This window comes from Caulobacter sp. FV2ps19 (genome assembly GCF_058681035.1).
On record NZ_CM178729.1, the window covers coordinates 1 to 26,446 of the forward strand.

The following is a 26,446-nucleotide window of genomic DNA, read 5'->3' on the forward strand; positions in this document are numbered from 1 at the left end:
TCTTGGGATCGCCGCCGTCGATGGCGACCTTGGCCGAGCCCTTGGTGATCGGAATGTCGTCGCCCGGGAAGTCATACGAGCTGAGCAGCTCGCGCACTTCCATCTCGACCAGTTCCAGCAGTTCTTCGTCGTCGACCAGGTCGACCTTGTTCATGTAGACGACCAGGGCGGGCACGCCGACCTGACGGGCCAGCAGGATGTGCTCGCGGGTCTGGGGCATCGGGCCGTCAGCGGCCGAAACCACCAGGATCGCGCCGTCCATCTGCGCCGCGCCGGTGATCATGTTCTTCACATAGTCGGCGTGGCCGGGGCAGTCGACGTGGGCGTAGTGACGGTTGGCCGTCTCATATTCCACGTGCGCGGTGTTGATCGTGATGCCGCGGGCCTTTTCTTCCGGCGCGGCGTCGATGTCGGCGTAGTTCATCGCCTTACCGCCGCTGGCCTTGGCCAGCGTGATGGTGATCGCGGCCGTCAGCGTCGTCTTGCCATGGTCAACGTGACCGATGGTGCCGATGTTGCAGTGCGGCTTAGTACGTTCGAACTTTTCCTTGGCCATTTTTCTCTACCTTAGGACCCCAATCCCCTCAAAAAGTGGGGGGGCCTTCAATTAATGGGAAATATCTGGGGTTTGCTTAGGCGTACTTCTTGATCACTTCGTCGGCGACGTGTTGCGGCACCGGCTCGTAGTGGTCGTATTGCATGGTGAACTGGGCGCGGCCCTGGCTCATGCCGCGCAGGGTGTTCACATAGCCGAACATATTGGCCAGCGGCACGAAGGCGTTCACGACGGTGGCGTTGCCGCGCATGTCTTGACCCTGGATCATGCCACGACGGCTGTTCAGGTCGCCGATGACCGAACCCAGATACTCTTCCGGGGTCACGACTTCGACGGCCATGATCGGCTCGAGCAGCTTGGGAGCGCCCTTTTCACGCAGCTCCTTGAAGGCGGCGCGCGACGCGATTTCGAACGCCAGCACGCTGGAGTCGACGTCGTGGTACTTGCCGTCCGTCAGGGTGGCCTTGAAGTCGATCAGCGGGAAGCCGGCCAGCAGGCCGTTGTCCTTGACCGAGTTCAGACCCTTTTCGACGCCCGGGATATATTCCTTGGGCACCGCGCCGCCGACGATGGAGTTTTCGAACACGAAGCCCGAACCCGGCTCGCCCGGTTCAAAGGTGATCATGACGCGGGCGAACTGGCCCGTACCGCCGGTCTGCTTCTTGTGGGTGTAGTCGATGTCGACCGTCTTCCCCAGGCTTTCGCGATAGGCCACCTGCGGCGCGCCGATATTGGCTTCGACCTTGTAGGTCCGCTTCAGGATGTCGATCTTGATGTCCAGGTGCAGCTCGCCCATGCCCTTCAGGATCGTCTGGCCGCTTTCGAAGTCGGTCGAGACGGTGAAGGACGGATCTTCGGCGGCCAGCTTCTGCAGGGCGACGCCCAGCTTCTCCTGGTCGGCCTTCGACTTGGGCTCGACGGCGATCTCGATGACCGGAGCCGGGAAGATCATGCGCTCCAGAATCACCGGCGACTTGGTCGGATCGCACAGGGTGTCACCGGTGCGGGTGTCCTTCAGGCCGGCCAGGGCGACGATGTCGCCGGCATAGGCTTCCTTGATGTCTTCGCGGTTGTTGGAGTGCATCAGCAGCATCCGGCCGACGCGTTCGCGCTTGTCGCGCGAGGCGTTCAGCAGGCCCATGCCGGTTTCCAGCTTGCCCGAATAGATCCGGCAGAAGGTCAGCGAACCGACGAAGGGGTCGTCCATGATCTTGAACGCCAGAACCGACAAGGGCTCTTCGTCCGAGGCGTGACGCACGATCTCTTCTTCGGTCTTGAAGTCGATGCCCTTGGTCGGCGGGATGTCCAGCGGCGACGGCAGGTAGTCGACGACGGCGTCCAGCAGGGTCTGCACGCCCTTGTTCTTGAAGGCCGAGCCGCAGAGGATCGGATAGAAGGCGCCGGTCAGCACGGCCTTGCGGATGCACTTCTTCAGCACGGCTTCCGAGGGCTCTTCGCCGCTCAGATAGGCTTCCATCGCCTCGTCGTCCATTTCGACGGCGGCTTCGACCAGATAGGCGTGGGCCTCGACGGCCTTGGCCATCAGGTCAGCCGGGATTTCTTCGTCGCGGAAGTTGGCGCCCAGGGCGTCATTGTCCCAGACGACGGCCTTCATGCGGACCAGGTCGACCAGGCCGCTGAGGGTGTTTTCCGAACCGATCGGGAACTGGATCGGCACGGCCTTGGCGCCCAGACGATCGCGGATCGACTCGACCGACTTGTCGAAGTCGGCGCCGATCTTGTCCATCTTGTTGACGAACACGATGCGCGGCACGTTGTACTTGTCGGCCTGGCGCCAGACGGTTTCGGTCTGGGGCTCAACGCCGGCGTTGCCGTCGAGAACAGCGACCGCGCCGTCGAGCACGCGCAGCGAACGCTCGACTTCAATCGTGAAGTCGACGTGGCCTGGGGTGTCGATGATGTTGAGGCGCTTGTCTTTCCAGAAAGCGGTCGTCGCGGCCGACGTGATGGTGATGCCGCGCTCTTGTTCCTGGTCCATCCAGTCCATGGTCGCGGCGCCGTCGTGGACTTCGCCGATCTTGTGCGACTTACCTGTGTAATACAGGATCCGCTCCGTCGTCGTCGTCTTTCCGGCGTCGATGTGCGCCATGATTCCGAAGTTACGGTAATCTTCGATTTTATGCTGGCGGGCCATGCTGGAGCTCTGCGTAACTGCCTGGAGGCAAGGTCATATTAAACGTGCGGCGCGGGCGGTTTATCGCAAACCGCCCGCGCCTGAAAGAGTGCTGGTAAGAAAGGTTACCAGCGGTAGTGCGAGAACGCCCGGTTGGCTTCAGCCATCTTGTGGGTGTCTTCGCGCTTCTTCACCGCGGTGCCGCGGTTGTTGGAAGCATCGAGCAGTTCACCGGCCAGCTTCTCGGTCATGGTGTTCTCACCACGCTTGCGCGCAGCGGTCACCAGCCAGCGGATGGCCAGGGCGCGACGACGGTCCGGACGGACTTCCACGGGCACCTGATAGGTGGCGCCGCCGACGCGACGCGACCGGACTTCGATCGCCGGGGCGACATTGTCCAGGGCGGAGTGGAAGGTTTCCAGGGGACCCTGGTCCTTGCGCTTCGACTCGATGATGTCGAAGGCGCCATAGATGATGTTTTCTGCGACGGCTTTTTTGCCCTCGTACATCACGTAGTTCATGAATTTCGTGACAACCAGGTCTCCGAACTTGGGGTCCGGCAGAACTTGGCGTTTCTCGGCGCGACGGCGGCGTGACATGCTTCTTTTTCCTTACTTCGGACGCTTGGCGCCGTAGAGCGAACGACGCTGCTTACGATCCTTGACACCTTGGGTGTCGAGGACGCCGCGCAGGATGTGGTAACGGACGCCGGGCAAATCCTTGACGCGGCCGCCGCGGATGAGCACCACCGAGTGCTCCTGCAGGTTGTGGCCTTCGCCCGGGATGTAGCACACGGCTTCAATGCCGGTGGTCAAACGGACCTTGGCGACCTTACGAAGCGCCGAGTTCGGCTTCTTCGGGGTCGTCGTGTAGACGCGCGTGCAAACGCCGCGACGTTGGGGGCAGCCCTTCAGGGCGGGCACCTTGTTCCGAACCGGCTTAGGTTGGCGCGGTTTACGGATGAGCTGGTTGACGGTAGGCATTCAGTCTCTGCTCTGATGGAAGCGTGTGCCTGTCGGCCGAAGCGCTTCGGGTCCTTGTTGTTTTTATTCCGGCTTGCAAGGCTCCGATTGGAGACCCGATAAACACGAAACTCGCCGGGACGCGGAAAGCGTTCCGGCGGGCTATCCGTCTAGAGGGACGGGCGTTCATCGGACAGGCGCAGGGCCCACCTCGAAAGAGCGCGGTATTTACTCGCGAAGTCGGCCCGCGTCAACGCCAGTGATTGCGTCGGTTAAGAGGACCTTAAAGGCCACGCTTTCGCCACTTCCGGTGGAGAGGGTGACGAACGGATAATCCTTTTGTCGAGTTCCTGGTGACCCTGTCAACGGCGCGCCTTCGCCCCTCGAGACGAACCGCCGTCGTGGCCGGATCGCTGGCCGTTCATGCGGTCGTGCTCGGCTTCCTCGCCCTGCCCCAGATCGAGACCTTTCCCGATCGCTCGAATGACGAGGACGCCCTCACGGTTACGCTGGAGCGGCCAAGACGCCCCCTGATCCGGGCCTCCGCCCCGCTGGCCGCACCCGCTGCGGCCACACCGTCGATGATCCAGCCTCGCGCACCGCGCCTGTCGGCGCCCGCGACGGTCGCGCCGCTACAGGTTGGCCGGTCCGGCGCCGTAGGAACCGGCTCCCATCCCGCGCCCCTGCCCGAAGGCCCCAAGGGCGACCTGCGCGCGGCCCTGAGAGGCAGCGCGATCGGCTGCGCCAACGCGGCAGCCGTGGGCCTGAACCGGCGAGAGACCGAGACGTGCGACGAGCGTCTGGGCGCCGCCGCGCGCAACGCGCCGGTCTACGCCAATGCGCCGCGAAGCGCCGCCACCGCCGCGGAGTTCAGACGACAGGCGCTCACTCAGGAGGCCGAGCGCACCTATAAGGAAAGCCCGATGGGCGTGGGCGTCGATCACCGCAGCCGCGATGGCCCGGGCAAGGCCAAGGACATCCCCTTCGTCGGCGGCCTGGAAATGGACGGTCTGGGCCGTCCGCGCGACGCGCGTGGCCAGGAGCTCTATCTTCTGGACAAGGCCAAGGAAATCGAGGCCAAGCGCGCCAAAGCCCGACGAGACTCAGAGCAGCGTTAATAGCGTTCCTAAAGCGTCGCGCGGAAAAGTGGACGCCGGTTTTCCGCGAAAGCGACGCGAAAGCAAAAATCTAGAGCGCAGCGTGCGATTGCTCTATCGCGCGCGCCGCTCTAGGCGATCCGTCGCTGAGCGGTCGAAGACGACTCGATCTGGAAACGACCGACCAGACCGGCCAGGCCGTCGGCCTGTGAGACCAGATCACGGCTGGCGTCGGCCGAGCGATTGACCATGGCCGCGTTCTGCTGCGTGCCCTGGTCCATCTGGTTGACGGCGGTGTTGACCTCCGACAGGCCAGCCGCCTGCTCCTGGGCGCTGGCGGCGATCTCCGAGACAATCCCGTCGATGGCCTCGACCTGGGCGGCGATCTTCTGCAACGCCTCGCCGGTGCGACCGACCAGGGCCACCCCGGCCTCGACCTGGCGCGTGGAGTCGCTGATGTGGGTCTTGATCTCCTTGGCGGCGTCGGCCGAGCGCTGGGCCAGGGCCCGCACCTCTTGCGCCACGACCGCGAAGCCGCGCCCCGCATCGCCGGCCCGGGCCGCTTCGACGCCGGCGTTCAGGGCCAGCAGATTGGTCTGGAAGGCGATCTCGTCGATAACGCCGATGATCTGGGCCACCTGGGCGGCCGAGGCCTCGACGCCGTTGATCGCGTCGATGGTGTCGCCCACGACCTTCCGCGAACGCGCGGCTTCGGCCTGGGCTTCCCGCACAGCCTCCCGGGCCCCGCGCGCGCCGTCGGCGGTGCGGCGGACGGTGGCGGTGATCTCGTCGAGGGCGGCGGCGGTTTCTTCCAGGCTGGCGGCCTGCTGCTCGGTGCGACGCGACAGATCACCCGCTTCGGCGGCGATGCCGCCCGCGCCGGCGTGAAGCCCCCCCACGGCGTCGATGACGGCGCCCATGGCGTCCTGCAGGCGGGTCACGGTCTGATTGAAGTCGGCGCGCAGCCCTTCGTAGTCGGCCGCAAACGGGGTGTTCAGGCGGACGGTCAGATCACCCTCGGACAGGCGACCAAGACCCTGGGCCAGGCTGGAGACCACCAGGGTCTGGGCGGCGGCCTGACGGGCGTCGCGATCCTGGGCGGCCTGCTGTTCGGATTGAGCGCGGCTATCGCGCGCCTGGGCCTGGGCCTGAATGGTCTGTTTTTCGCGCGCGTCGTCGCGGAAGGCGTGAACCGCATCGGCCATCAGGCCGATGTCGTCACGGCGCCCGGCAAAGGGCAGGTTGACGGTCAGGTCGCCGGTCATCAGCTTGCTCATCGCGTCGCGCAGGGTCGACAACGGCTTCAGCTGGCCACGCGTCATCAGGACCGAAGCGGTCGCGCCGGCCGCGCCCAGCAACAGACAGGCGGCGGCCAGGAAGCTCAGCTGCTTGTAAACCGGCTGGAAATAGTCGGCCTGGGGGATGCCGACGTACAGGATGCCGATCACCTGGCCGGCGGCGTCCTTGATCGGATCATAGGCGACGAAGAACGGGCGCCCCAGGATCTTGGCCTCGCCGCGATAGGGCTCGCCGCGTCCGAGGACAGCGTCATAGACCTTGCCCTTGGCCAGGGGCGTGCCGACCGCGCGACTGCCGTCCGGCTTGGTGACATTGGTGGTGATCCGGGTGTCGCCCCTGAACACCGTGGCGGTGCCGCCGACCAAGCCCTTGACCCGGTCAACGCCGTCAGGGTCGCCATTCAGCGCATGGTCGCCGACCAGAAGCGTATCGCCCTCGAGACGAAAAGCCTGGCCGCGCTGACCGATGACGTCCCACGCCACCCGCATGCTGGCTTCCTGCTGGGCCTTGGCCTGCTGCTTGGCGAAGCCGAGCGAGCCACTCGCGACGATCGCCAGAACCGCGACCGTCATGACCACAAAGGCGGCGGTGATGGTCAGGCTGACCTTGGTGGAGATGTCCGAGCGCATGGCGTCCCTGAGAATACGGAAGACAACCGTTTTCCCAGCAGGACTTGAAGCTATGCTTAATATCTGATGCCCTCGCGGAAACTGCTACCTTTTGTCGCAGGCCGCCTCGGACTTCGGCCTCATGACGAGCCAGGGTGTTGGTCGGGCCCGCCATTCCCAGGCCGCAAGCATCATCTCGAGATGGCTGCTATTGGCCAGTTGAGCGGGCAGGTCGGCGCGCTCGATCCCCTGATCGATCCGGACGATGTCGTGGGTCGACGAAAACCTGTCCATCAACCGTTCGGTGACGCCCGGACGCGCCAAGGGATGGGTTTCGACGATGAGGTTGAAGCCGGCCAGGGCCGGATAGAGATCAGGACGCAGAATGTCGTCCTCAAAGCCCTCTGTGTCGATGAAGACAAGGACGCGCGCGCCCCGGAAGGCCTCAAAATCCTCACCGCGAAATTCGCCGCCGACCAGAACGCGGTCGCCGACATCATTGGCCTTGGCCAGCAGGCCGCAGCGACGACGGGCAGTTTCGTCGATGTCATGAGCCCGGACGATCACATCGGGCATCAAGCGCGCCAGGCCCACGGCGTAGTAGCCCTCGGCGCACCCGATATCGATAACGGTGTCCAGACCCGCCTCGGCCAAATCCCGCAAATGGGGCGCCAGCTCCCGCTCGTAGATGCCGAGCAGACGGGGCAGGAAGGCGCCCTCGGCGGCATTGACCACATAGTCCATGCCTTCAAAGATACCGGACCGGACCTTGAGGCTTTCCTGCGCCAGCGTGTTGACCCACAGCTGGGTTAGCCATTTGACGCTCGCCATCAGGGTGCGATTCATCAGGTCGGTATCGGACAGGCCGCTATCCGCCGCCAGCCGCCGAACCCTCACCGCATAGTCCGCGTTCAGCCCCATAGACGCCTCCCCGATGGTCGCCCCCCGGGGCGTTCGCCACCGGGGAAACGAAGAAGGCCCGGGATCGCTCCCGGGCCTTCGACATTTCTTTCATCCGGGAACGGCGTCAACCGTCCCTGGCGTCGACAGCGCCTATTCGGCGTCCGCGAGGGCGATCGAAGCCGGCAGCGGCTCCATCGCCTCTTCGCGCTGCTGGGCCAGTTGCTCGTCGCGCTTGGCGGCGACGCGCTGCAGGCTGCGCAGATAGGAACCCGTACCGGCGGGGATCAGACGACCCACGATGACGTTTTCCTTCAGGCCTTCCAGGGTGTCGGTCTTGCCGTGCACCGAGGCTTCGGTCAGGACGCGGGTCGTTTCCTGGAACGACGCGGCCGAGATGAAGCTCTTGGTTTGCAGGCTCGCCTTGGTGATGCCGAGCAGCACGGGCTGGGTGGTGGCCGGACGGCCGCCACGCGCAACCGCGCGGTCCTGCTCGATATAGAACTCGGGCTTGTCGAGATGATCGCCCTTGATCAGGCCGGTATCGCCCGGATCGAGGATTTCAACCTTCTGCAGCATCTGACGAACGATCGTCTCGATGTGCTTGTCGTTGATCGGCACGCCCTGCAGTCGATAGACCTCCTGGATTTCGTCCACGAGGAAGTTGGCCAGGGCCTCGACGCCCAGGATGCGCAGGATGTCGTGCGGATCCGGGTTGCCGTCGATGATGTATTCGCCGCGCGCGATGAAATCGCCATCGTGCACCGCGATGTGCTTGCCCTTGGGGATCAGGAACTCGACCGCTTCAGCCTGATTACCGTCGGCGTCAACGTCCGGGGTGATCTTGATGCGGCGCTTGTTCTTGTAATCCTTGCCGAATTCGACACGGCCGTCCATTTCCGCGATGACCGCGCAGTCCTTGGGACGGCGGGCTTCGAAGAGTTCGGCGACGCGCGGCAGACCACCGGTGATGTCCCGGGTCTTGGCGCCTTCGGTGGGGATCCGCGCGATGACCTCGCCCGGCTTCACCGTATCGCCGTCGGCCACCGACAGAATGGCGCCGACCGACATCAGGTAGCGAGCTTCACCGCCGTTGGCGAGGCGAACATAGGAGCCGTCGTCGGCCAGAACGCCCATCGCAGGGCGCAGGTCGGCGGCGCGGGCCGATGTCCGCCAGTCGGCGATCACGCGTTGCGCGATGCCGGTGGCTTCGTCGGTTTCCTCGCGGACGGAGAAGCCGTCCACCAGGTCTTCGGCGCGGATCTTGCCGGCGACTTCGGTGATGATCGGGGTGGTGTAGGGGTCCCAATCGGCCAGGCGCTGACCGCGCTTGACCTTGTCGCCGTCCTTGATCTTCAGGCGCGCGCCGTACGGCGGCTTGTAGTTCTCGCGCTCCTTGCCGTCGACCAGGACGCTGACAGCCGTGTTGCGGCTCATGACGACCAGGAAGCCGTCGGCGCCGGTGACGGTGGCGCCGGTGACGCGGACCGTACCGTCGTTGCTGCTTTCGAAGAACGACTGCTCGGCCACCTGGGCGGTGCCGCCGATGTGGAAGGTCCGCATCGTCAGCTGGGTGCCGGGCTCACCGATGGATTGGGCGGCGATGACGCCGACCGCTTCACCGATGTTCACCGGCGTACCGCGCGCCAGGTCGCGGCCGTAGCAGGCGCCGCAGACGCCGATCTTGGCCTCGCAGGTCAGGACCGAACGCACCTTCACCGACTGCACCGCAGCGGCTTCGATGGCGTCAGCCATGTTCTCGGTCAGATAGGTGTCGGCGGGAACGACCAGTTCGCCGGTCGCCGGATCCTTGACGTCCTCGGCCGTGAAGCGGCCCAGAACGCGCGTGCCCAGCGAGACGAGGACGTCGCCGCCCTCGACCACGGCCCGCAGGGTGATGCCCCGGGTGGTGCCGCAGTCTTCCTCGACGATGATGCAGTCCTGCGCCACGTCGACCAGACGACGGGTCAGATAGCCGGAGTTGGCGGTCTTCAGCGCGGTGTCCGCCAGGCCCTTGCGGGCGCCGTGGGTCGAGTTGAAGTATTCCTGAACGGTCAGGCCTTCCTTGAAGTTCGAGACGATCGGGGTCTCGATGATCTCGCCCGAAGGCTTGGCCATCAGACCGCGCATGCCGCCCAGTTGCTTCATCTGGGCTTGCGAACCACGAGCGCCGGAGTGGGCCATCATGTAGATGGCGTTGATCTCTTTCTCGCGGCCGTTCTCGTCCAGATGCTTCATCTGAAGCTCGGCCATCATCTCGTCGGCGACGCGGTCGGTGGCCTTGGCCCAGGCGTCAACGACCTTGTTGTATTTCTCGCCCTTAGTGATCAGGCCGTCGGCGTACTGTTGCTCGTACTCTTCAGCCAGAGTGCGGGTTTCGGCGACGATCGCTTCCTTCCGCTTGGGGATGATGATGTCGTCCTTGCCGAAGGAGATGCCGGCCTTGGCCGCTTCCTTGAAGCCCAGACCCATGATCTGGTCGGCGAAGATCACCGTCGCCTTCTGACCGCAGTGGCGGTAGACGATGTCGATGAGGTTGCCGATTTCCTTCTTGGTCAGGGCCTTCTCGATCAGGCGGTGACCCACCTGCGGGTGACGCGGCAGCAGGGCGGCGATCTTCATCCGGCCCGGCGTGGTGTCGATCACGCGGCGACGCGCCACGCCATCGGCGTCCACTTCGGTAAAGCGCGACTTGATCTTGGCGTGCAGGCTGACGACGCCAGCGTCCATGGCGGCTTCGATCTCGCCCAGGTCGGCAAAGATCTTGCCTTCGCCCGGCTCACCTTCGCGAGCGACCGACAGGTAGTACAGACCCAGGACGATGTCCTGCGACGGCACGATAATCGGGCGACCGTTGGCGGGCGACAGGATGTTGTTGGTCGACATCATCAGGACGCGCGCTTCGAGTTGCGCCTCCAGCGACAGCGGCACGTGGACAGCCATCTGATCGCCGTCGAAGTCGGCGTTGAAGGCGGCGCAGACCAGCGGGTGCAGCTGGATGGCCTTGCCCTCGATCAGCTTGGGCTCGAACGCCTGGATGCCCAGACGGTGAAGCGTCGGCGCGCGGTTCAGCATCACCGGGTGCTCGCGGATCACCTCTTCGAGGATGTCCCACACCTGGGGCTGTTCGCGCTCGACCATGCGCTTGGACTGTTTGACGGTGCCCGACAGGCCCTTGGCGTCCAGGCGCGCATAGATGAACGGCTTGAACAGCTCCAGAGCCATCTTCTTGGGCAGGCCGCACTCGTGCAGCTTCAGGTCCGGACCCACGACGATGACCGAACGGCCCGAATAGTCGACGCGCTTGCCCAGCAGGTTCTGACGGAAGCGGCCTTGCTTGCCCTTCAGCATGTCGGCCAGCGACTTGAGGGGCCGCTTGTTGGCGCCGGTGATGACGCGACCGCGACGGCCGTTGTCGAACAGGGCGTCGACCGACTCCTGCAGCATCCGCTTTTCGTTGCGGATGATGATGTCGGGCGCGCGCAGCTCGATCAGGCGCTTCAGACGGTTGTTGCGGTTGATGACCCGGCGATAGAGGTCGTTCAGGTCGGAGGTCGCGAAGCGGCCGCCGTCCAGCGGCACCAGCGGGCGCAGTTCCGGCGGGATCACCGGCACGACCGTCAGGACCATCCACTCGGGGCGGTTGCCCGATTCCGAGAAGGCCTCGAGGATCTTCAGGCGCTTGCTGAACTTCTTCTGCTTGATGTCCGACACGGTGCCGGCCAGCTCTTCGCGCAGGCGTTCGGCTTCCTTGTCGAGGTCGATCGCCTTGAGCAGGTTCTGGATGGCTTCAGCGCCGATCTCGGCGGTGAAGCTGTCGTCGCCATACTCTTCCTGAGCGCGCATGTAGTCTTCTTCACTGAGCAGCTGGTGCTGCTTCAGCGGGGTCAGACCCGGCTCGGTGATGATGTAGTATTCGAAGTACAGGACGCGTTCGATGTCCTTCAGGGGCATGTCCAGCATCATGGCGATGCGCGAGGGCAGGCTCTTCAGGAACCAGATGTGGGCGACAGGCGAGGCCAGTTCGATGTGGCCCATGCGCTCGCGACGGACGCGGGCCAGGGTGACTTCAACACCGCACTTTTCGCAGATGATGCCCTTGTACTTCATGCGCTTGTACTTGCCGCACAGGCATTCGTAGTCCTTGGTCGGGCCAAAGATACGGGCGCAGAACAGGCCGTCACGCTCGGGCTTGAACGTGCGGTAGTTGATGGTCTCGGGCTTCTTGATCTCGCCGAACGACCACGAGCGGATCTTTTCCGGCGAGGCCAGCGAAATACGGATCTGGTCGAAGGTCGGAGCGGCCTGGACCGGATTGAAGATGTTCAGGACTTCCTGGTTCATCTTGGTTCCTTCTGCGGGAGCGTCCCGCGAAAATTCAAAGTGGAGATGGGCTGAGCGAAGGCCCCTCCCCCACCGCTAGGTGGAGGAGGGAGGTTCGGATCAGCTGTTCTCCAGCTCGACGTTCAGGCCGAGCGAGCGCATTTCCTTGACCAGCACGTTGAAGCTTTCGGGGATGCCGGCTTCGAACGTGTCGTCGCCGCGGACGATCGACTCGTAGACCTTGGTGCGGCCGGCCACGTCGTCGGACTTCACCGTCAGCATTTCCTGCAGGGTGTAGGCCGCGCCGTAGGCTTCCAGGGCCCACACTTCCATTTCCCCGAAGCGCTGACCGCCGAACTGGGCCTTACCCCCCAGCGGCTGTTGCGTGACGAGGGAGTACGGACCGATCGAACGGGCGTGGATCTTGTCGTCGACCAGGTGGTGCAGCTTCAGCATGTAGATGTAGCCGACCGTGACCGGACGCTTGAACTGGTCGCCCGTCTGACCGTCGAACAGGATCGACTGACCCGACGGATCGACGCCCGCCATGATCAGGTGGTCCTCGATGTCGCTGATCCGGGCGCCGTCGAACACCGGCGTGGCGATCGGAACGCCCTTGCCGAGGTTGCGCGCCAGTTCCAGCAGACCCTCTTCGGTGTCGGGCAGCTCTTCGTCCGGGCCGTAGATCTCGGTCAGGCGCGTAACCAGCGCTTCCTTCTGACCGCCGGCCTGCCAGTCTTCCATCAGAGCCGTGATCTGCTTGCCCAGATTGGCGCAGGCCCAGCCCAGGTGGGTTTCGAAGATCTGGCCGACGTTCATGCGCGACGGCACGCCCAGCGGGTTCAGAACGACGTCCACGTGCGTCCCGTCGGCGAGGAACGGCATGTCCTCGATCGGCAGGATGCGCGAGATGACGCCCTTGTTGCCGTGACGGCCGGCCATCTTGTCGCCGGGCTGAAGCTTGCGCTTCACGGCCACGAAGACCTTGACCATCTTCATCACGCCAGGCGGCAGTTCGTCGCCGCGCTGCAGCTTGTCGACCTTGTCCTCGAAGCGACGGTCCAGACGCTTGCGGTTCTCGTCGAACAGACGACGCAGGCTTTCCAGTTCGCCCATCGCCTTCTCGTCTTCGAGGGCGATCTGCCACCACAGACCCGGCTGGATCTCGTCGAGCTTTTCGGCCGAGATCTCGCCGCGCGACAGGCCCTTGGGACCCGACAGCGCCACATTGCCGATCAGCACGTCGCGCAGACGGCTGGAGATGTTGCGGTTCAGGATCGCGAACTCATCGTCGCGGTCCTTGCCCAGGCGGTCGATTTCCGAGCGTTCGATGGCCAGGGCGCGTTCGTCCTTGTCGACGCCGTGACGGTTGAACACCCGCACGTCGACGATCGTGCCGGCGACGCCCGGGGGCAGGCGCAGGCTGGTGTCGCGGACGTCCGAGGCCTTTTCACCGAAGATGGCGCGCAGGAGCTTTTCTTCCGGCGTCATCGGGCTTTCGCCCTTCGGCGTGACCTTGCCGACCAGGATGTCGCCCGGCTGGACTTCGGCGCCGATCGCCACGATGCCGGCTTCGTCGAGGTTGCGCAGGGCTTCCTCGCCGACGTTCGGGATGTCGCGGGTGATTTCTTCTGGGCCGAGCTTCGTATCGCGGGCCATGACTTCGAATTCCTCGATGTGGATCGAGGTGAAGACGTCGTCGCGGACGATGCGTTCGGAGATCAGGATGGAGTCTTCGAAGTTGTAGCCGTTCCAGGGCATGAACGCGACGAGCGCGTTGCGGCCCAGGGCCAGTTCGCCCAGCTCGGTCGAGGGACCGTCGGCGATGATGTCGCCGGCGCTGATCTTGTCGCCCACCTTCACCAGCGGGCGCTGGTTGATGCAGGTCGACTGGTTCGAACGCTGGAACTTGGAGAGACGGTAGATGTCGACGCCCGAACGGGCGGCGTCGGTCTCTTCGGTGGCGCGGACCACGATCCGCGTACCGTCGATCTGCTCGACGACGCCGGTGCGCTTGGCCACGACCACGGCGCCGGAGTCGCGAGCGACCACGGCTTCCATGCCGGTGCCGACCAGCGGCGCGTCGGACTGCACCAGCGGCACGGCCTGACGTTGCATGTTCGAGCCCATGAGAGCGCGGTTGGCGTCATCGTTTTCGAGGAAGGGGATCAGGGCCGCGGCCACCGACACGACTTGGCGCGGCGACACGTCCATCAGGTCGACCATCTCCTTTTGCAGGAGCGTGGGTTCGCCGTTGATCCGGCCGGGGACCAGGTCGTCGACGATCTCGCCGTTCAACACCTTGATGTTGGACTGGGCGATGACGTGCTTGGACTCTTCCATGGCCGACATGTAGACGACCTCGTCGAGCGGCTTGCCGTCGGCGACGCGACGGTAAGGGCTCTCGATGAAGCCGTACTTGTTGACGCGGGCGTGGGTGGCCAGCGAGTTGATCAGACCGATGTTCGGGCCTTCCGGCGTTTCAATCGGGCAGATGCGGCCGTAGTGGGTCGGGTGAACGTCGCGGACTTCGAAGCCGGCGCGTTCGCGGGTCAGACCGCCCGGGCCGAGGGCCGAGAGGCGACGCTTGTGGGTGATTTCCGACAGCGGATTGGTTTGGTCCATGAACTGCGACAGCTGCGAGGAGCCGAAGAATTCGCGGACCGAGGCGGCGGCCGGCTTGGCGTTGATCAGGTCGTGCGGCATCACGGTGTCGATGTCGACGGACGACATGCGTTCCTTGATGGCGCGTTCCATGCGCAGCAGGCCGACGCGGTACTGGTTTTCCAGCAGTTCGCCGACCGAACGCACCCGGCGGTTGCCGAGGTTGTCGATGTCGTCGATTTCGCCGCGACCATCGCGCAGGCCGACCAGCAGCTTCAGGACGGCCAGCACGTCTTCCTTGCGGAGCACGCGCATCTCGTCCGAAGCGTCCAGCTCCAGGCGCATGTTCATCTTCACCCGGCCCACGGCCGACAGGTCGTAGCGCTCGGCGTCGAAGAACAGCGACTTGAACATCGCTTCGGCGGCTTCGACGGTCGGCGGCTCGCCCGGACGCATGACGCGGTAGATGTCGAACAGGGCGTCTTCGCGGACGGCGTTCTTGTCCACCCGCAGGGTGTTGCGCATGTAGGCGCCGACCGTGACGTGGTCGATGTCCAGCACGTCGATGGTGCTGAAGCCTTGATCGGCCAGGGCCTGGATCGACTCGACGTCCAGCTCGTCGCCGGCTTCGGCGTAGATCTCGCCGTTCTCGTAGTTGACGGCGTCGCGGGCCAGATAACGGCCGGTCAGGGCCTCGGGGGCCAGCAGCAGGGTCTTGAGGCCGCCGTCAGCCAGCTTCTTGGCCTGACGGGCGGTGATCTTCGTGCCGGCCGGAGCCACTTCTTCGCCCGTGTCGGCGTCGATCAGGGCGAATTCCGGCTTCACGCCGCGCCAGCGCTCGGGCTTGTAGGGGGTGGCCCAGCCTTCGGCGCCGGCCGTGGTGCGCTTCTCGAAGGGCACCACGTCATAGAACGTCGTCAGGATTTCTTCGCCGTCCATGCCCAGGGCATAGAGGAAGGTGGTGGCGGGCAGCTTGCGGCGACGGTCGATGCGGACATAGACCACGTCCTTGGCGTCGAACTCGAAGTCCAGCCACGAGCCGCGATAGGGAATGACGCGGGCGGCGAACAGCAGCTTGCCCGAGGCGTGGGTCTTGCCCTTGTCGTGGTCGAAGAACACGCCGGGCGAACGGTGCATCTGCGAGACGATGACCCGCTCGGTGCCGTTGACGATGAAGGTGCCCTTGTCGGTCATGAGCGGGATATCGCCCATGTAGACGTCCTGCTCCTTGATGTCCTTGACGGACCGGGCGCCGGTTTCTTCTTCGGTTTCGAACACGATCAGGCGAAGCTTGACCTTCAGCGGCGCCGCGAAGGTCATGTCGCGCTGGATGCATTCCTCAACGTCGTACTTGGGCTCTTCGAATTCGTACGAGACGTATTCGAGCACCGCGCGCTCGTTGAAGTCCTTGATCGGGAACACCGACTTGAAGACGGCTTCGATGCCTTCTTCCTTGCGCACGCCCGGACGGACTTCGCGCTGCAGGAACTGCTCATAGGACGAGCGCTGAACCTCGATCAGGTTCGGCATTTGCACAGCTTCGGGGATGCGGCCGAAAGACTTCCGGATCCGCTTCTTGCCGGTAAAGGATTGCGCCATGTTTTTCCCTTGGGCGCGGATCGCCGCGCCAATTGTTTCGAAGGGCGCGCGCGGACAGAATCCACGCGTGCGTTCGTTTGATCCTGCGTCCACCCTCGCCGCACCCGCCTAGGCGGGAACGTCGGACGCTGGAATTCCCCTGACAGGCGACCGGGACCGGTAGACCTGTCGGGCGCCCCTTCGCGCGGGTCGGAGGGCGGCTGACCGCGCCTCGGGGCGTAAATACGGACGCGCGCGGACGCGCTCCGACGAATGTCTTCGTGAACGGGCGGATATAGGCCAATGGAACAGCGATGAAAAGGGGCAATCTTAAGAAACCGTGTTCTCCGGTTTCCGCCCCAGCTAGGCCCGCCAGAGCCCGATCGATCCTTTTGGTCCGGCCACGACCCCCGCCCGCGGTCCGCTGAGCCGGGCCACATTGAACGGTTGCCGGGTCAGGCGCTCGAAAGGACCGCCGCCTCGACGGACGACCGTGCCCGCCAGGCCGGTGGCCAGCACGGTCGCTCCCGTGGTGGCGATCCCCGACAGATAGCCGGCGGGCGCGTCGACCGCCTGGAACTCGGAGCCGCCCGGCGCCAGCCAGGCCAGGTTCACACCCCTGGCCATCGGCGCCTTGAAGTCGCCGCCGCAGACCCAAAGCTCTCCGCTCGGACCGAAGGTCAGGGCGAAGGCGCCGCGCGTGGGCCCGTCGGCGGGGATCGGGGTGTTGAGGATCTGGAACCGCTCGCCCCGCCCGTCCCGCGACAGATAGACCCGCGCCCGCCCGGCGCCGCCGGTGCAGAAGGCGATCTGTCCTTTCGGCCCCAGGGCCAGACAGCCATTGCTGGCCGCGAACGCCGCCTCGTCCCGGGCCGCCGCCGGAATGACGCCCTGCGGCGTCCGCGACCAGCTGGCGCCGCCATCCCGCGTCACCAGCAGGGTGAAGGCGCCGGCCGTCGGATCGCCCAGAATGAAGCCCGTGCGCTTGTCCGGCGCAAAGACCATGGCGTCCCAGAAGCCTTCCGGGTCCTCGTTGGTCATGACGACCGACCAGTCGCGACCGCCATTGCGCGTGCGCCACAGCTGAGACGCCCGTCCCGGCCCGGCGCTCATCGCCAGCACGTGGGTCAGGGAGAAGGCGTGCAGACCCCGGAAGTCCAGGGTCTCCGCCCCGCCCGGCCGCGCCACCATCAGCTTGCGACCCTTGCCGCCCTGATAGAGCACGCCCTTGGAGCCCGACGCCCAATAGCCGCCCTTGACGAGCGACAGGCCGCGAAGCTCGCTGTCGGCGCCGGGTTCCAGCATTTCGATATGGCCGGCGCCCAGATCCTGGCCCGCCAGGACCGGTGTGGCGAGGGCCGCGCCGGCGCCGGCCAGGACGTTCCGGCGGGTCAGGTCAGAAAGAATCATGCGTCGCTCCATCGCGACGTGATCCTAGGTCACGGCCGCGCCGTCACAAACAGCGCGGCCGGGCAGGTCTATTTCGCCAGAGCCGCCAGAAGCGCCTCGGCCGCGGGGCGCGAGGAGGCCGGGTTCTGACCGGTGATCAGCAGGCCGTCGGTCACGACGTGCGGACCCCAGTCCGCGCCCTTGGAATAGTCCCCGCCCAGGGCCTTGAGTTCGGCCTCGACCAGGAACGGCGCCACGTCGGTGAGGCCGACGGCCTCCTCCTCGGTGTCGGCGAAGCCGGTGACGCGCTTGCCCTTCACCAGGGCCTCGCCATCGGGGCCCTTCACATGGCGCAGCACGCCCGGCGCGTGGCAGACGGCGGCCACCGGCTTGCCGGCGCCGATCATCGTCTCGATCAGGGCGATGGACTTGGCGTCCTCGGCCAGATCCCACAGCGGACCGTGGCCGCCGGGATAGAAGACCGCGTCAAACTCCTCGGCCTTCACCTCGGCCAGCTTCACCGTGTGGGCCAGGGCGTTCTGGGCGTCAGGGTCGGCCTTGAAGCGGCGGGTGTCGTCGGTCTGGGCGTCGGCGTCGTCGCTCTTGGGATCCAGCGGCGGCTGCCCGCCGGCGGGCGAGGCCAGGACCAGCGTCGCGCCGGCGCCCTTCAGCGCATAGTAGGGCGCGGCGAATTCTTCCAGCCAGAAGCCGGTCTTGCGACCCGTGTCGCCAAGGCGGTCGTGCGAGGTCAGAACCATCAGAATGTGCATGGGGACTCGATGCTTTGCAGAGAGGGAGGGCCGGGAGAGTGTCAAACCCGGCTCCTAAAACCCCCAGGACCGCAGGACGTTGCACCGTTCAGCGTGGAGAAGTTCGGACGCTCGAAGCTCGGCAGGACGCTCAGGTCTTGCGCAGGACCTTGGCGGCCAGGGACACGGCCAGCCCGATCAGGCAGATGAAGAACGCGATCTTGGCCAGGGCCCCCGCCACGTTCACGACGAAGCCGAGAATGCCGAAAACGATCATCAGGACGAGCAGGATGGCGGCGAGCTTGAGCATGCCGAGATAACGCAGTCCGCGCAGGTCGGTTGCGTCCGGCCGTCACCGTGCGGACGACGGGTCCTCTTTGTTGAGATCCAGCGCCTCCAGCGAAAGCGCATAGGGCGCGAGCGCAGCGTCGGGCGCCTGGGCTCTGAGGCGGGCCTGAGCCTCGACCAGCGCCACCGGCGCCCCGTCCCCATCAACCAGACCGGTTAGGACGCCGAGCTCCACCAGGATCACGGCCGGCACACGGTAGATCGTCTTGGGACCAAGCCGGTCGGCCTCGCGAACATAGGCTGCAGGCGCGCCGCGCCGCAGCAGATAGGATCTGGCATCCTGCGCCGCCTTACGCTGGATATAGCGCGAGAAATCAGTGTTGAGCTCGACGCTGGCCGAAGAGGCGTGGAAATCCAGCGTCATGTCGTAGTCGGCCAGTCGCTGCCGGCCGCTCATCAGCACGATGATGCAGGCGCTGGCGCAGAAGGTCCGGGCCGTCACCGTCACGCCCGCCGCTTCCAGGCGACGCGCGGCCCGCAAGGCTTCGTCGGTCAGCCCGCCGGGACTGTTGATCTCTACCCGTTGCACGCGGTGATCCCGCAGACGCTGATCCACGGCCGTGGCGAAGCCGGGCCCGATCTGCCCCCGAATTCGCAGGACCTGGCCCCTTGGGTCGTAGGTGAAAGCGTAGTCCCGCATCGACTCCGTCACCAAGGCGATGCGGCCCACAGCGCTGGCCTGCAAGACCTGCAGACCAGCCAACCCGGCGCCCAGGAGCGCGAAGATGGCGACAAAGATGCGGATCAGGCCGCGCCCCTCGGCGCTGTCCCAACGCCGGCTCGCGCGCCACCAGGCGGTCAGCAGCAAGAAGGCCGCCAAGACCAGGCCGCCGGCCTCGCCGATCCACAAAGCTTCCACCCAGGCGGCCGGCGTAGCCTCCAAGGCGCCAAAGCCCAGAGTCGCAACGCTCAGGGTGAAGGCGGCGAGGAAGAGCAAGGTCGCCAGAAGCAGTCCCAGGGCCCGAAAGATCCGCGCCAGCACACCGTCGGCGCGCGGCCTGCCCGCCCCGCGCGGGAAGTGCGCATCGAGGGGTTCCCAGTCCGTCATCCCCTCGCGCCAGACGAAGCTGTCAGACGCCACCAGGCCCCGCGCGACGGCGTCCCGCAGCCCGTCTTCAGTGAAGGTGGCGATCCGGCCATCGCGGCCGGCGACTCGCCAGACGCTCACGATATCTTCGACAGCATGTAGATGCCGATCCTAGCGGCAATCAGCAGGACAACGGCGACGATCATCAGGAAAATCTGCAGCCCGTTCATCGGCCGGTGCAGCACCACCCTCTTGCGGGATGGATCCCAGGGCGATCGCCCCTCGTCTTTCAGCTTCGAGAACGAGCCGATCAGGGTGAAGAGTGAAATCAGCGGCGTCCCCATCCCCAAGCCCTGGAACCAAACCTGAATCTCACGCCCAAACGCCGCTCCGACGCCGATCGGACGTCCATTGGGACGCACGACCTTGATCCCGCATAGCCACTTGCCGATCGAGAGCCCCGTCAGGCCGATCATCAGCGCATTGCCGGGGATCACCACCACCAGCGTCAGCATGGTGTCCAGAATGCTGCCAATCGGCCCCTCGAAAAGCTTGAAGAACCGTTCGGCCTGGAAAGGCGCGACGAGGAAGAAAACGATGCTGAAAGCGGTCCAGGTCAGGCTCCCCGTCAAGGCGGTGTCGAGCAGCCGGGCGAAATAACGCCGCCAGGGATGGGGCTTGCGGTCGGTCCAGGCCCCCTTGGCCGGCAGCGGCGGAGGCTCGGCGCCGGGGGGCGCAAGCGGGCCAAGCTCATCGAGAAGCACGCGCGGCGGGACGCGCGGCGATACCGGAGGCGACTGCGGCGGCGCAACGGGCGGGGCGACCGGCGCCGGCGGCAGAGGCGGCGGTGGAGCCGGAGGCGGCGGCGGCGGTGGCGCGACGGATGGAGCGGTCGGTGCGGGATCGCGAAGCGGCGGGGGCGACGCCTTGACCGCGAATGGAACCAGCTCCGGCAGCCAGACGGACAACGGCGCCCAGCTCATGGACTCCACCGGGCGCACCGGCGTCTCTGCCGTGAGCATGCGCTCTCTGAGCAGCAGGGCGACCTCGTCGATGGACACGGGACCGCCTTCGCCAAAAGGCCCCGCATAACTCCAGTACCGTTTAGACATCAGCGCCCCCGTCCGCTACCTCTACGCGAACAAGGAACGGCGCCCCACCTGCCTTCTCTCCTGAAGCGAGCCAGTTCAGCTGTCGGGGGAACCGCACAACAAAAACGGCCCCGGCGGTTTCCCGCCAGGGCCGTTTCTTAAATCATCATCCCAGCCGGAGCCGGGAGAATCTCAGTCGCCGAAGCGACCAGGATTACTTGATTTGGATGGTCGCGCCGGCTTCCGTCAGCTTCTTGGCGATTTCTTCGGCCTGGGCCTTGGAAACGTTCTCGACGACGTTCTGCGGAGCGCCTTCGACCAGGTCCTTGGCTTCCTTCAGGCCGAGGTCCGGACGGACGCCGCGGACTTCCTTGATCACGTTGATCTTCTTGTCGCCACCGGCGGTCAGAACAACGGTGAACTCGGTTTGCTCTTCGGCGGCTTCAGCCGGAGCAGCGGCGGCGCCGCCGGCAGCGGCGACGGCGACGGGAGCAGCGGCCGAAACGCCCCACTTTTCTTCCAGCATCTTGGACAGATCAGCGGCTTCGAGGACCGACAGGGTGGAGAGTTCTTCAACCAGCTTTTCGAGCTTGGACATGTTCAGTTTCCTAAAACGAATGAGGGATGTACGCGGAGATGACCGTTAGGCGGCGTCTTTGGTCGCATAAGCGTTGAAGACGCGAGCAAGTTGGCCAGCCGGGGCCTGCAGGACGCCAGCGATCTTGGTCGCCGGAGCCTGGATGAGGCCGATAAGCTTGCCACGGATCTGATCCAGCGACGGCAGCGTGGCGAGCGCCCGCACCGCAGCTTCGTCCAGAACCGTCGTCTGACCCAGGATGCCGCCGACAAGCTTGAGCTTCTCGTTTTCCTTGGCGTACTGGGTGACGATCTTGGCGGCGGAGACCGGGTCCTTGCCGAAGGCGATGGCGACCGGGCCGGTGAACAGGGCGTCGCCCTTTTCGCCGATCGAGCCACCGAGGGCCTTCTGGACCAGGGTGTTCTTCACCACCTGGAACGTGGCGTCTTCCTTGCGGAGACGGGCACGCAGTTCAGTCATTTCCGCAACGGTCATGCCCATATAGTGGGTCACGACGACAGCGCCGGCGTCGGCGAATACGCTTTTCAGCGACTCGATCGACTCCTGCTTTTGAGCGCGGTCCATTGCGGTCTCCTACTCAATGACAGCGGCCGGACTATTCCGGCAGCCAAACATCACAAACGTGCGCGATCGCTCCCGCATGCGAGTGACGTCAGCCTGTTCCAAGGAAAGTCGGCCACGCGTCTCATCCGTAAAGGAAGAATGGCGTTGGCTTCTCTATCCCTGTCTCCCGACGGTGAGGAAGGGCTCTTCCTCGATTATGGCGTTGGTGACCCCACGCCCCGCTGTTCACAAACAGGTCTTCGCCGGGCGAGCCCGACGGAGAAGGAGCGGCGTATAGACGGTTTGGCGGGGGATTTCAACCGGGGGCGACAGGAACCACCCGACGCAGGCTTAAGCCCGCGCCGAGCAGGGTCTGTCAGGTCGCGCTGAGCGCGCCGTCTACGGTGTAGAAGCCGCCGTTGCAGTAGCTCGCATCATCCGAAGCCAGGAAGGCCACCAGGCCCGCAACCTCTTCGGGCGTGCCGTAGCGCTTGGCCGGAACCATGGCGCTGGTCTGGTCGTGGGCGGCCTTGGCGTCAGCCGACTGACCGCCGTTGATCGATTGCATCATGCGGCTCTCGATCGGGCCGGGATTGACGCAGTTGACCCGCACGCCCTTCGGCGCGGCTTCGACGGCCGCCACGCGCGTGACGCCGATCACCGCGTGCTTTGAGGTGTTGTAGCCGGCCATGCCCGGCGAGCCGATCAGCCCCGCGACGCTGGAGGTGTTGATGATGCTGCCGCCGCCCTGGGCGTACATCACCGGCAGGACGTATTTCAGACCCAGGAACACCCCGGCGACATTGACCGTCAGCACCTTCATGAAGGCGTCGAGGGGATAGGCCTCGATAGGCTGGACGGGGCCTTCGATGCCGGCGTTGTTGAAGAAGATGTCGATCCGGCCGCATTCGGCCTTGGCCTTGTCGACATAGGCCTTCACCGACGCCTCGTCGGTGACGTCGGCTTCGGCCGTGACCAGCTTGGCGTCCTTGGGCAGGGCAGCCTTCAGTTTGGACCACTCGGCGCCAGGGATATCGACCGCAAAGATCGTCGCGCCGCGCTCGGCCATCAGCTTAGCGGTCGCGGAGCCGATCGCGCCGGCCGCGCCGGTGATGACGGCGACCTTGCCGTCGAGAACTCGTGTCATGGGAACATCCTTACTAAAAGCGTTTCCCCCCACGGCGCCTTAAACCGCTAGCGCGCCGGCTTCGTTGCATGACGCGGTTCGCTAGGCCTGCAAAAATCAGGCGCGCGGCGACGCGAATTTTTCGCCGGCCCGGCCCAGCAGTCGGCGAAATATCCGCCAATTCACGCCGCCGGCCCCTCGAGATGCCGCTTCATGATCTCCAGCCCCACCCCCATCGCCGGCCCGTAGACCGCCGCCAACGCGTGCGGCAGGACGTCGGCGGTCCAAACCACGCGGGATTGGCCGGCGGCGGCGGCGAAGATCTGCATGACGCCGTTGTGGTGGGTCACGGTCTCGCCCTGGATCGTCCAGACCAGCCGGCGACGAACGTCATCGCGATCGACAATCACCTCCTTGGCCACCGCGCCGTTGGCGAAGGTGACCATCCGAACCACCGGGTCCGCGCTGGCGACCAGTTGGGTGTCGACGACAAAGCCCGGCGCCAGCCGCGTATGCAGCGCGCCGACATCGGCGACCGCCTCCCACACGGTGTCTGGCGTCGCGTCGATGAGGATTTCCTGGTGGATCGAGGCCATGGTGTTCTCCCTCTTTGGCCGCCAAGCCCTAGCAGCGGACCGGTCGGGCGACTGGCAGGAAACGGACCTGGTCAACCGCCCAGGGGGTGCGCCGGGCCGCCCGTGCGCTATTGTGCCGGGAACGGAGATCGCCATGGACGGATCGGACGCCCCGGCCCTGACGCTGGATTTCGCGTTCTGCGAGCGCGTGCGCCATAGCCGTGACGCGGCCTATGACGGCCTGATCTTTATCGGCGTCACCTCGACCCGGATCTATTGCCGGCCCGTCTGCCCGGTGCGCCAGCCTCTGACCAAGAACGTTCGCTACTATCCCAGCGCCTCGGCCGCCGAGGGCGCGGGTTTTCGCCCCTGCCTGCGCTGCCGCCCTGAGACCGCGCCGCTGTCGCCCGCCTGGATGGGCGTGCGCGCCACCGTTGGTCGAGCCCTGCGCCTGATCGAGGAGGGCGCCCTGGACCAGGCCGACGTCACGACCCTGGCCGAACGCCTGGGCATAGGACCGCGCCACCTGTCGCGCCTGTTCCGCGTTCACCTGGGGTCAACGCCGTCGAAAGTGGCCCGCACTGCCCGGGTCCAGCGCGCCAAGCGGCTGATCGACGGCACCGACCTGTCGATGACCGAGATCGCCGGCCAGGCCGGCTTTTCCAGCCTGCGCAGCTTCAATGCGACCTTTCGCGAGATCTATCATCGCGCGCCGACGGACATTCGGCGCGGCAAGGGCCCGAAAGTCCCTGTCTAGCTGTCCATCGGCGGCCTCGCCTACTTCAGGCCGTCCTGGGCCAGCGTATAGGCGACGATCGCATTGGCGTGCCCATGGCCCAGCCCGTGCTCACCCTTCAGCATCGCCACCAGGTCCATGTGTTTGGCGGGATAGCGGTCGCGGACCTGCTGCTGCCATTCCGCAATCGGTCGCCCGTACGTCTTCTCGATCGATGGGAAATAGGACGCCGGTCCTTTCACCTTCTCGTCAGCCATGTCGCCCCCTCGCACACCTCGGGGCAGGCTAGCCAATATGGCGAGGCGCGTGCAACGGTGCGACCGCCCTACCCCAACCGCGCCAGCACCTGCCGCGCCGCCGCCACCCCGGTGGCGAAACAGGCCTGCAGCAGATAGCCGCCGGTCGGCGCTTCCCAGTCCAGCATCTCGCCGGCCACAAACACGCCGGGGGCGGCCTTCAGCTCCAGGCCGTCCAGGGAGTCCAGGGTCAGACCGCCGGCTGATGAGATCGCCCGCTCCAGCGACTGGACGCCGGTCAGGGCGACCGGCGCGGTCTTGATGGCGTCGGCGAGGGCCAGCGGGTCGACTGGCAGGTCCAGGCCATGGGCTTCGCGCAGCAGGTTGACCTCGACCGGCGACAGATGCGCGGCCTTGCGCAGGAAGTTGGCCAGGGACTGACCGTTGCGGGCCTTTGCCAAACGCGCGGCCAGGACCTCCCGCGACAGGTCCGGCCGGAGGTCGATCTCGACCATCGCCCTGCCCGTCGCTGCAATCGCCTCGCGCGGCGCGGCCCCCAGGGCATAGACCGCCCCGCCTTCCAGGCCATAGCCGGCGATCATGGCGTCGCCGCGCGCGGAGACGTCGCCCAGCCTCAGGCCGACATTCTTCAGCGGTTGGCCGGCGAACCGCTCGCGAAACACCGGGCTCCAGGCGACGTCGAAACCACTGTTGGCGGCGACGAACGGCGCCACCCTCGCGCCGCGCGCTTCCAGCAGCGGCGTCCAGGCGCCGTCAGAGCCGAGCCGCGCCCAGCTGGCCCCGCCCAGGGCCAGGATCACCGCGCGGGCCCGCACGGCCTCGGGGCCATCCGGCGTATGGATCACCAGAGCGCCCTCCGCGTCCCAGCCCCGCCATGACGCCCGCGTCCGCAAGATCACGCCCTGGCCTTCCAGCCGCGCCAGCCAGGCCCGCAGCAGCGGCGAGGCCTTCAGAACGGTGGGGAACACCCGACCGCTGGAGCCGACGAAGGTCGCCTGCCCCAGGTCCTGCGCCCAGGCGATCAGGTCGGCGGGCGCAAAGGCCTCCAGCATCGGCCGCAGGGCCGCGTTGGCAGCGCCATAGCGCCCCGCGAACCGGTCGAAGTCTTCCGAATGGGTGAGGTTGAGCCCGCCGCGCCCGGCCATCAGGAACTTGCGCCCGAAGGTCGGCATCTTTTCGAACACCGTCACCGAGCGCCCGGCCGCGCTCAGCACCTGGGCGGCCATCAGCCCGGCCGGCCCGCCGCCGATCACGGCGACGTCGAGGATCGGCGCGTCGCTCACGCGGGCGCGATATCGGTCAGGGAAAAGTCGTCGCCCTTGAACAGCAACGGAACGCCGTTGGTCCGTGCGCAGGCATAGGCGAAGCAGTCGCCCATGTTCAACCTGGCGGGATGAACGCCCTTGCCGAAGCGGGCGTGGGCTTCGAGGGCCAGAGTCTGCTCGTCCGCAGCAATGGGAACCAGCACCGCGCCGAAGATCCATTGCAGATCGTGAAGTCTCTTGGCGGCTTCGCCCTGATCATGGCTGGTTGCACGCGTGACGGCTCGCACGGTCTCCCAACAGGCAATTGCAGATGTCAGGACAATGGGCGCGTCCGCCAACTTGGCCCTGAAAGCTTCGGCCTCGGGCTCTTCCAACAGCATGGCCGTCCAAGCCGAGGCGTCGATAAACATCATTCGTCGTTCAGGCTGTCGAAGAAGGCTTTATCGGCCTTCAACCCGGTGCGCGGCCAACTGGCGACCTCGGCGCAGATCGCCCGGGCCTTGGCAAGCTTCTCCTCCCGCGCCTTCTCGCGCGTGGCCAAAGCTTCGGCCGCCGCCAGCTTCACCGCTTCGGTGATACCGACATGCGCCTTTTCCGCCAGTTCACGCACCAGCGCATCGGTTTCGGGATCTCTTATGTGAAAGGCCATCGGAACCTCCGTCTAGCCGAAACATAACACTG

22 protein-coding genes and 1 pseudogene are annotated in these 26,446 nt (G+C 65.7%); 2 read left to right on the forward strand and 21 right to left on the reverse strand.

What is annotated here, in order from left to right:
• Nucleotide 1 precedes the first annotated feature (1 nt).
• From ACW18B_RS00005 to rpsL, 4 genes and pseudogenes are all read right to left on the reverse strand, one after another.
• Nucleotides 2-556: pseudogene (locus tag ACW18B_RS00005) on the reverse strand (GTP-binding protein); the annotation flags it as partial.
• A gap of 76 nt (nucleotides 557-632) precedes the next feature.
• A complete protein-coding gene (gene fusA, locus ACW18B_RS00010; protein ID WP_492048816.1) occupies nucleotides 633-2,711 on the reverse strand; it encodes an elongation factor G in 2,079 nt (692 codons plus the stop codon).
• Nucleotides 2,712-2,815: 104 nt separating this feature from the next.
• Nucleotides 2,816-3,289, reverse strand: a complete 474-nt coding sequence (gene rpsG, locus ACW18B_RS00015; RefSeq protein WP_035049862.1) for a 30S ribosomal protein S7 — start codon at nucleotides 3,287-3,289, stop codon at nucleotides 2,816-2,818.
• Between the two features lie 12 nt (nucleotides 3,290-3,301).
• Nucleotides 3,302-3,673, reverse strand: coding sequence for a 30S ribosomal protein S12 (gene rpsL / locus ACW18B_RS00020; RefSeq protein ID WP_007661566.1), 372 nt, complete (start codon nucleotides 3,671-3,673; stop codon nucleotides 3,302-3,304).
• 380 nt (nucleotides 3,674-4,053) lie between these two features.
• Between rpsL and ACW18B_RS00025 the strand changes: the two genes are divergently transcribed.
• On the forward strand, nucleotides 4,054-4,770 hold the full coding sequence (locus ACW18B_RS00025) for a hypothetical protein (RefSeq protein ID WP_492048817.1): 717 nt from the start codon (nucleotides 4,054-4,056) through the stop codon (nucleotides 4,768-4,770).
• A 110-nt stretch (nucleotides 4,771-4,880) separates the two neighbouring features.
• Here the strand turns inward: ACW18B_RS00025 and ACW18B_RS00030 are convergent, their stop codons facing one another.
• The 13 genes from ACW18B_RS00030 to ACW18B_RS00090 all read right to left on the reverse strand — a co-directional run bounded on the left by ACW18B_RS00030 (nucleotide 4,881) and on the right by ACW18B_RS00090 (nucleotide 23,528).
• Nucleotides 4,881-6,677, reverse strand: a complete 1,797-nt coding sequence (locus ACW18B_RS00030) for a methyl-accepting chemotaxis protein (protein ID WP_492048818.1) — start codon at nucleotides 6,675-6,677, stop codon at nucleotides 4,881-4,883.
• Between the two features lie 84 nt (nucleotides 6,678-6,761).
• Complete coding sequence (locus ACW18B_RS00035) at nucleotides 6,762-7,577, reverse strand: class I SAM-dependent methyltransferase (protein ID WP_492048819.1); 816 nt, start codon at nucleotides 7,575-7,577, stop codon at nucleotides 6,762-6,764.
• 132 nt (nucleotides 7,578-7,709) lie between these two features.
• Nucleotides 7,710-11,900: a DNA-directed RNA polymerase subunit beta' gene (gene rpoC / locus ACW18B_RS00040; protein WP_492048820.1), complete on the reverse strand. Its 4,191-nt coding sequence runs from the start codon at nucleotides 11,898-11,900 to the stop codon at nucleotides 7,710-7,712.
• Between the two features lie 99 nt (nucleotides 11,901-11,999).
• Nucleotides 12,000-16,082, reverse strand: a complete 4,083-nt coding sequence (rpoB, locus tag ACW18B_RS00045) for a DNA-directed RNA polymerase subunit beta (protein ID WP_492048821.1) — start codon at nucleotides 16,080-16,082, stop codon at nucleotides 12,000-12,002.
• Nucleotides 16,083-16,424: 342 nt separating this feature from the next.
• Nucleotides 16,425-17,471 carry a WD40/YVTN/BNR-like repeat-containing protein gene (locus tag ACW18B_RS00050; protein ID WP_492048822.1) on the reverse strand — a complete coding sequence of 349 codons (1,047 nt, stop codon included), beginning with the start codon at nucleotides 17,469-17,471 and terminating at the stop codon, nucleotides 16,425-16,427.
• 68 nt (nucleotides 17,472-17,539) lie between these two features.
• Nucleotides 17,540-18,220, reverse strand: coding sequence for a type 1 glutamine amidotransferase domain-containing protein (locus ACW18B_RS00055; protein WP_492048823.1), 681 nt, complete (start codon nucleotides 18,218-18,220; stop codon nucleotides 17,540-17,542).
• 130 nt (nucleotides 18,221-18,350) lie between these two features.
• Nucleotides 18,351-18,509, reverse strand: coding sequence for a hypothetical protein (locus ACW18B_RS00060; protein ID WP_492048824.1), 159 nt, complete (start codon nucleotides 18,507-18,509; stop codon nucleotides 18,351-18,353).
• Between the two features lie 42 nt (nucleotides 18,510-18,551).
• Nucleotides 18,552-19,715 (reverse strand): GYF domain-containing protein, encoded by a 1,164-nt coding sequence (locus ACW18B_RS00065; RefSeq protein WP_492048825.1) that lies wholly within the window; start codon nucleotides 19,713-19,715, stop codon nucleotides 18,552-18,554.
• Nucleotides 19,712-20,635 carry an RDD family protein gene (locus ACW18B_RS00070; RefSeq protein WP_492048826.1) on the reverse strand — a complete coding sequence of 308 codons (924 nt, stop codon included), beginning with the start codon at nucleotides 20,633-20,635 and terminating at the stop codon, nucleotides 19,712-19,714. The genes ACW18B_RS00065 and ACW18B_RS00070 overlap by 4 nt, the downstream gene beginning before the upstream one ends.
• Before the next feature lie 244 nt (nucleotides 20,636-20,879).
• Nucleotides 20,880-21,263, reverse strand: a complete 384-nt coding sequence (rplL, locus tag ACW18B_RS00075) for a 50S ribosomal protein L7/L12 (protein WP_492048827.1) — start codon at nucleotides 21,261-21,263, stop codon at nucleotides 20,880-20,882.
• A 45-nt stretch (nucleotides 21,264-21,308) separates the two neighbouring features.
• Nucleotides 21,309-21,827, reverse strand: a complete 519-nt coding sequence (rplJ, locus tag ACW18B_RS00080; RefSeq protein WP_492048828.1) for a 50S ribosomal protein L10 — start codon at nucleotides 21,825-21,827, stop codon at nucleotides 21,309-21,311.
• Nucleotides 21,828-22,182: 355 nt separating this feature from the next.
• Nucleotides 22,183-22,953, reverse strand: a complete 771-nt coding sequence (locus ACW18B_RS00085; protein WP_492048829.1) for an SDR family NAD(P)-dependent oxidoreductase — start codon at nucleotides 22,951-22,953, stop codon at nucleotides 22,183-22,185.
• Nucleotides 22,954-23,114: 161 nt separating this feature from the next.
• A complete protein-coding gene (locus ACW18B_RS00090) occupies nucleotides 23,115-23,528 on the reverse strand; it encodes an SRPBCC family protein (RefSeq protein ID WP_492048830.1) in 414 nt (137 codons plus the stop codon).
• A gap of 133 nt (nucleotides 23,529-23,661) precedes the next feature.
• Here ACW18B_RS00090 and ACW18B_RS00095 point away from each other — a divergent pair, with 133 nt between their 5' ends.
• Complete coding sequence (locus tag ACW18B_RS00095) at nucleotides 23,662-24,264, forward strand: bifunctional transcriptional activator/DNA repair enzyme AdaA (protein ID WP_492048831.1); 603 nt, start codon at nucleotides 23,662-23,664, stop codon at nucleotides 24,262-24,264.
• A gap of 20 nt (nucleotides 24,265-24,284) precedes the next feature.
• On the opposite strand, the gene ACW18B_RS00100 is transcribed toward ACW18B_RS00095, so the two are convergent.
• From ACW18B_RS00100 to ACW18B_RS00115, 4 genes are all read right to left on the reverse strand, one after another.
• On the reverse strand, nucleotides 24,285-24,500 hold the full coding sequence (locus ACW18B_RS00100; protein ID WP_492048832.1) for a DUF4287 domain-containing protein: 216 nt from the start codon (nucleotides 24,498-24,500) through the stop codon (nucleotides 24,285-24,287).
• Between the two features lie 68 nt (nucleotides 24,501-24,568).
• A complete protein-coding gene (locus ACW18B_RS00105; RefSeq protein ID WP_492048833.1) occupies nucleotides 24,569-25,783 on the reverse strand; it encodes a BaiN/RdsA family NAD(P)/FAD-dependent oxidoreductase in 1,215 nt (404 codons plus the stop codon).
• Nucleotides 25,780-26,175: a type II toxin-antitoxin system VapC family toxin gene (locus ACW18B_RS00110; RefSeq protein ID WP_492051808.1), complete on the reverse strand. Its 396-nt coding sequence runs from the start codon at nucleotides 26,173-26,175 to the stop codon at nucleotides 25,780-25,782. The genes ACW18B_RS00105 and ACW18B_RS00110 overlap by 4 nt, the downstream gene beginning before the upstream one ends.
• Entirely contained in the window at nucleotides 26,175-26,414 is a 240-nt protein-coding gene (locus ACW18B_RS00115; RefSeq protein ID WP_492048834.1) for a type II toxin-antitoxin system VapB family antitoxin, read from the reverse strand. Before ACW18B_RS00115 ends, ACW18B_RS00110 begins: the two co-directional genes overlap by 1 nt.
• Nucleotides 26,415-26,446 lie beyond the last annotated feature (32 nt).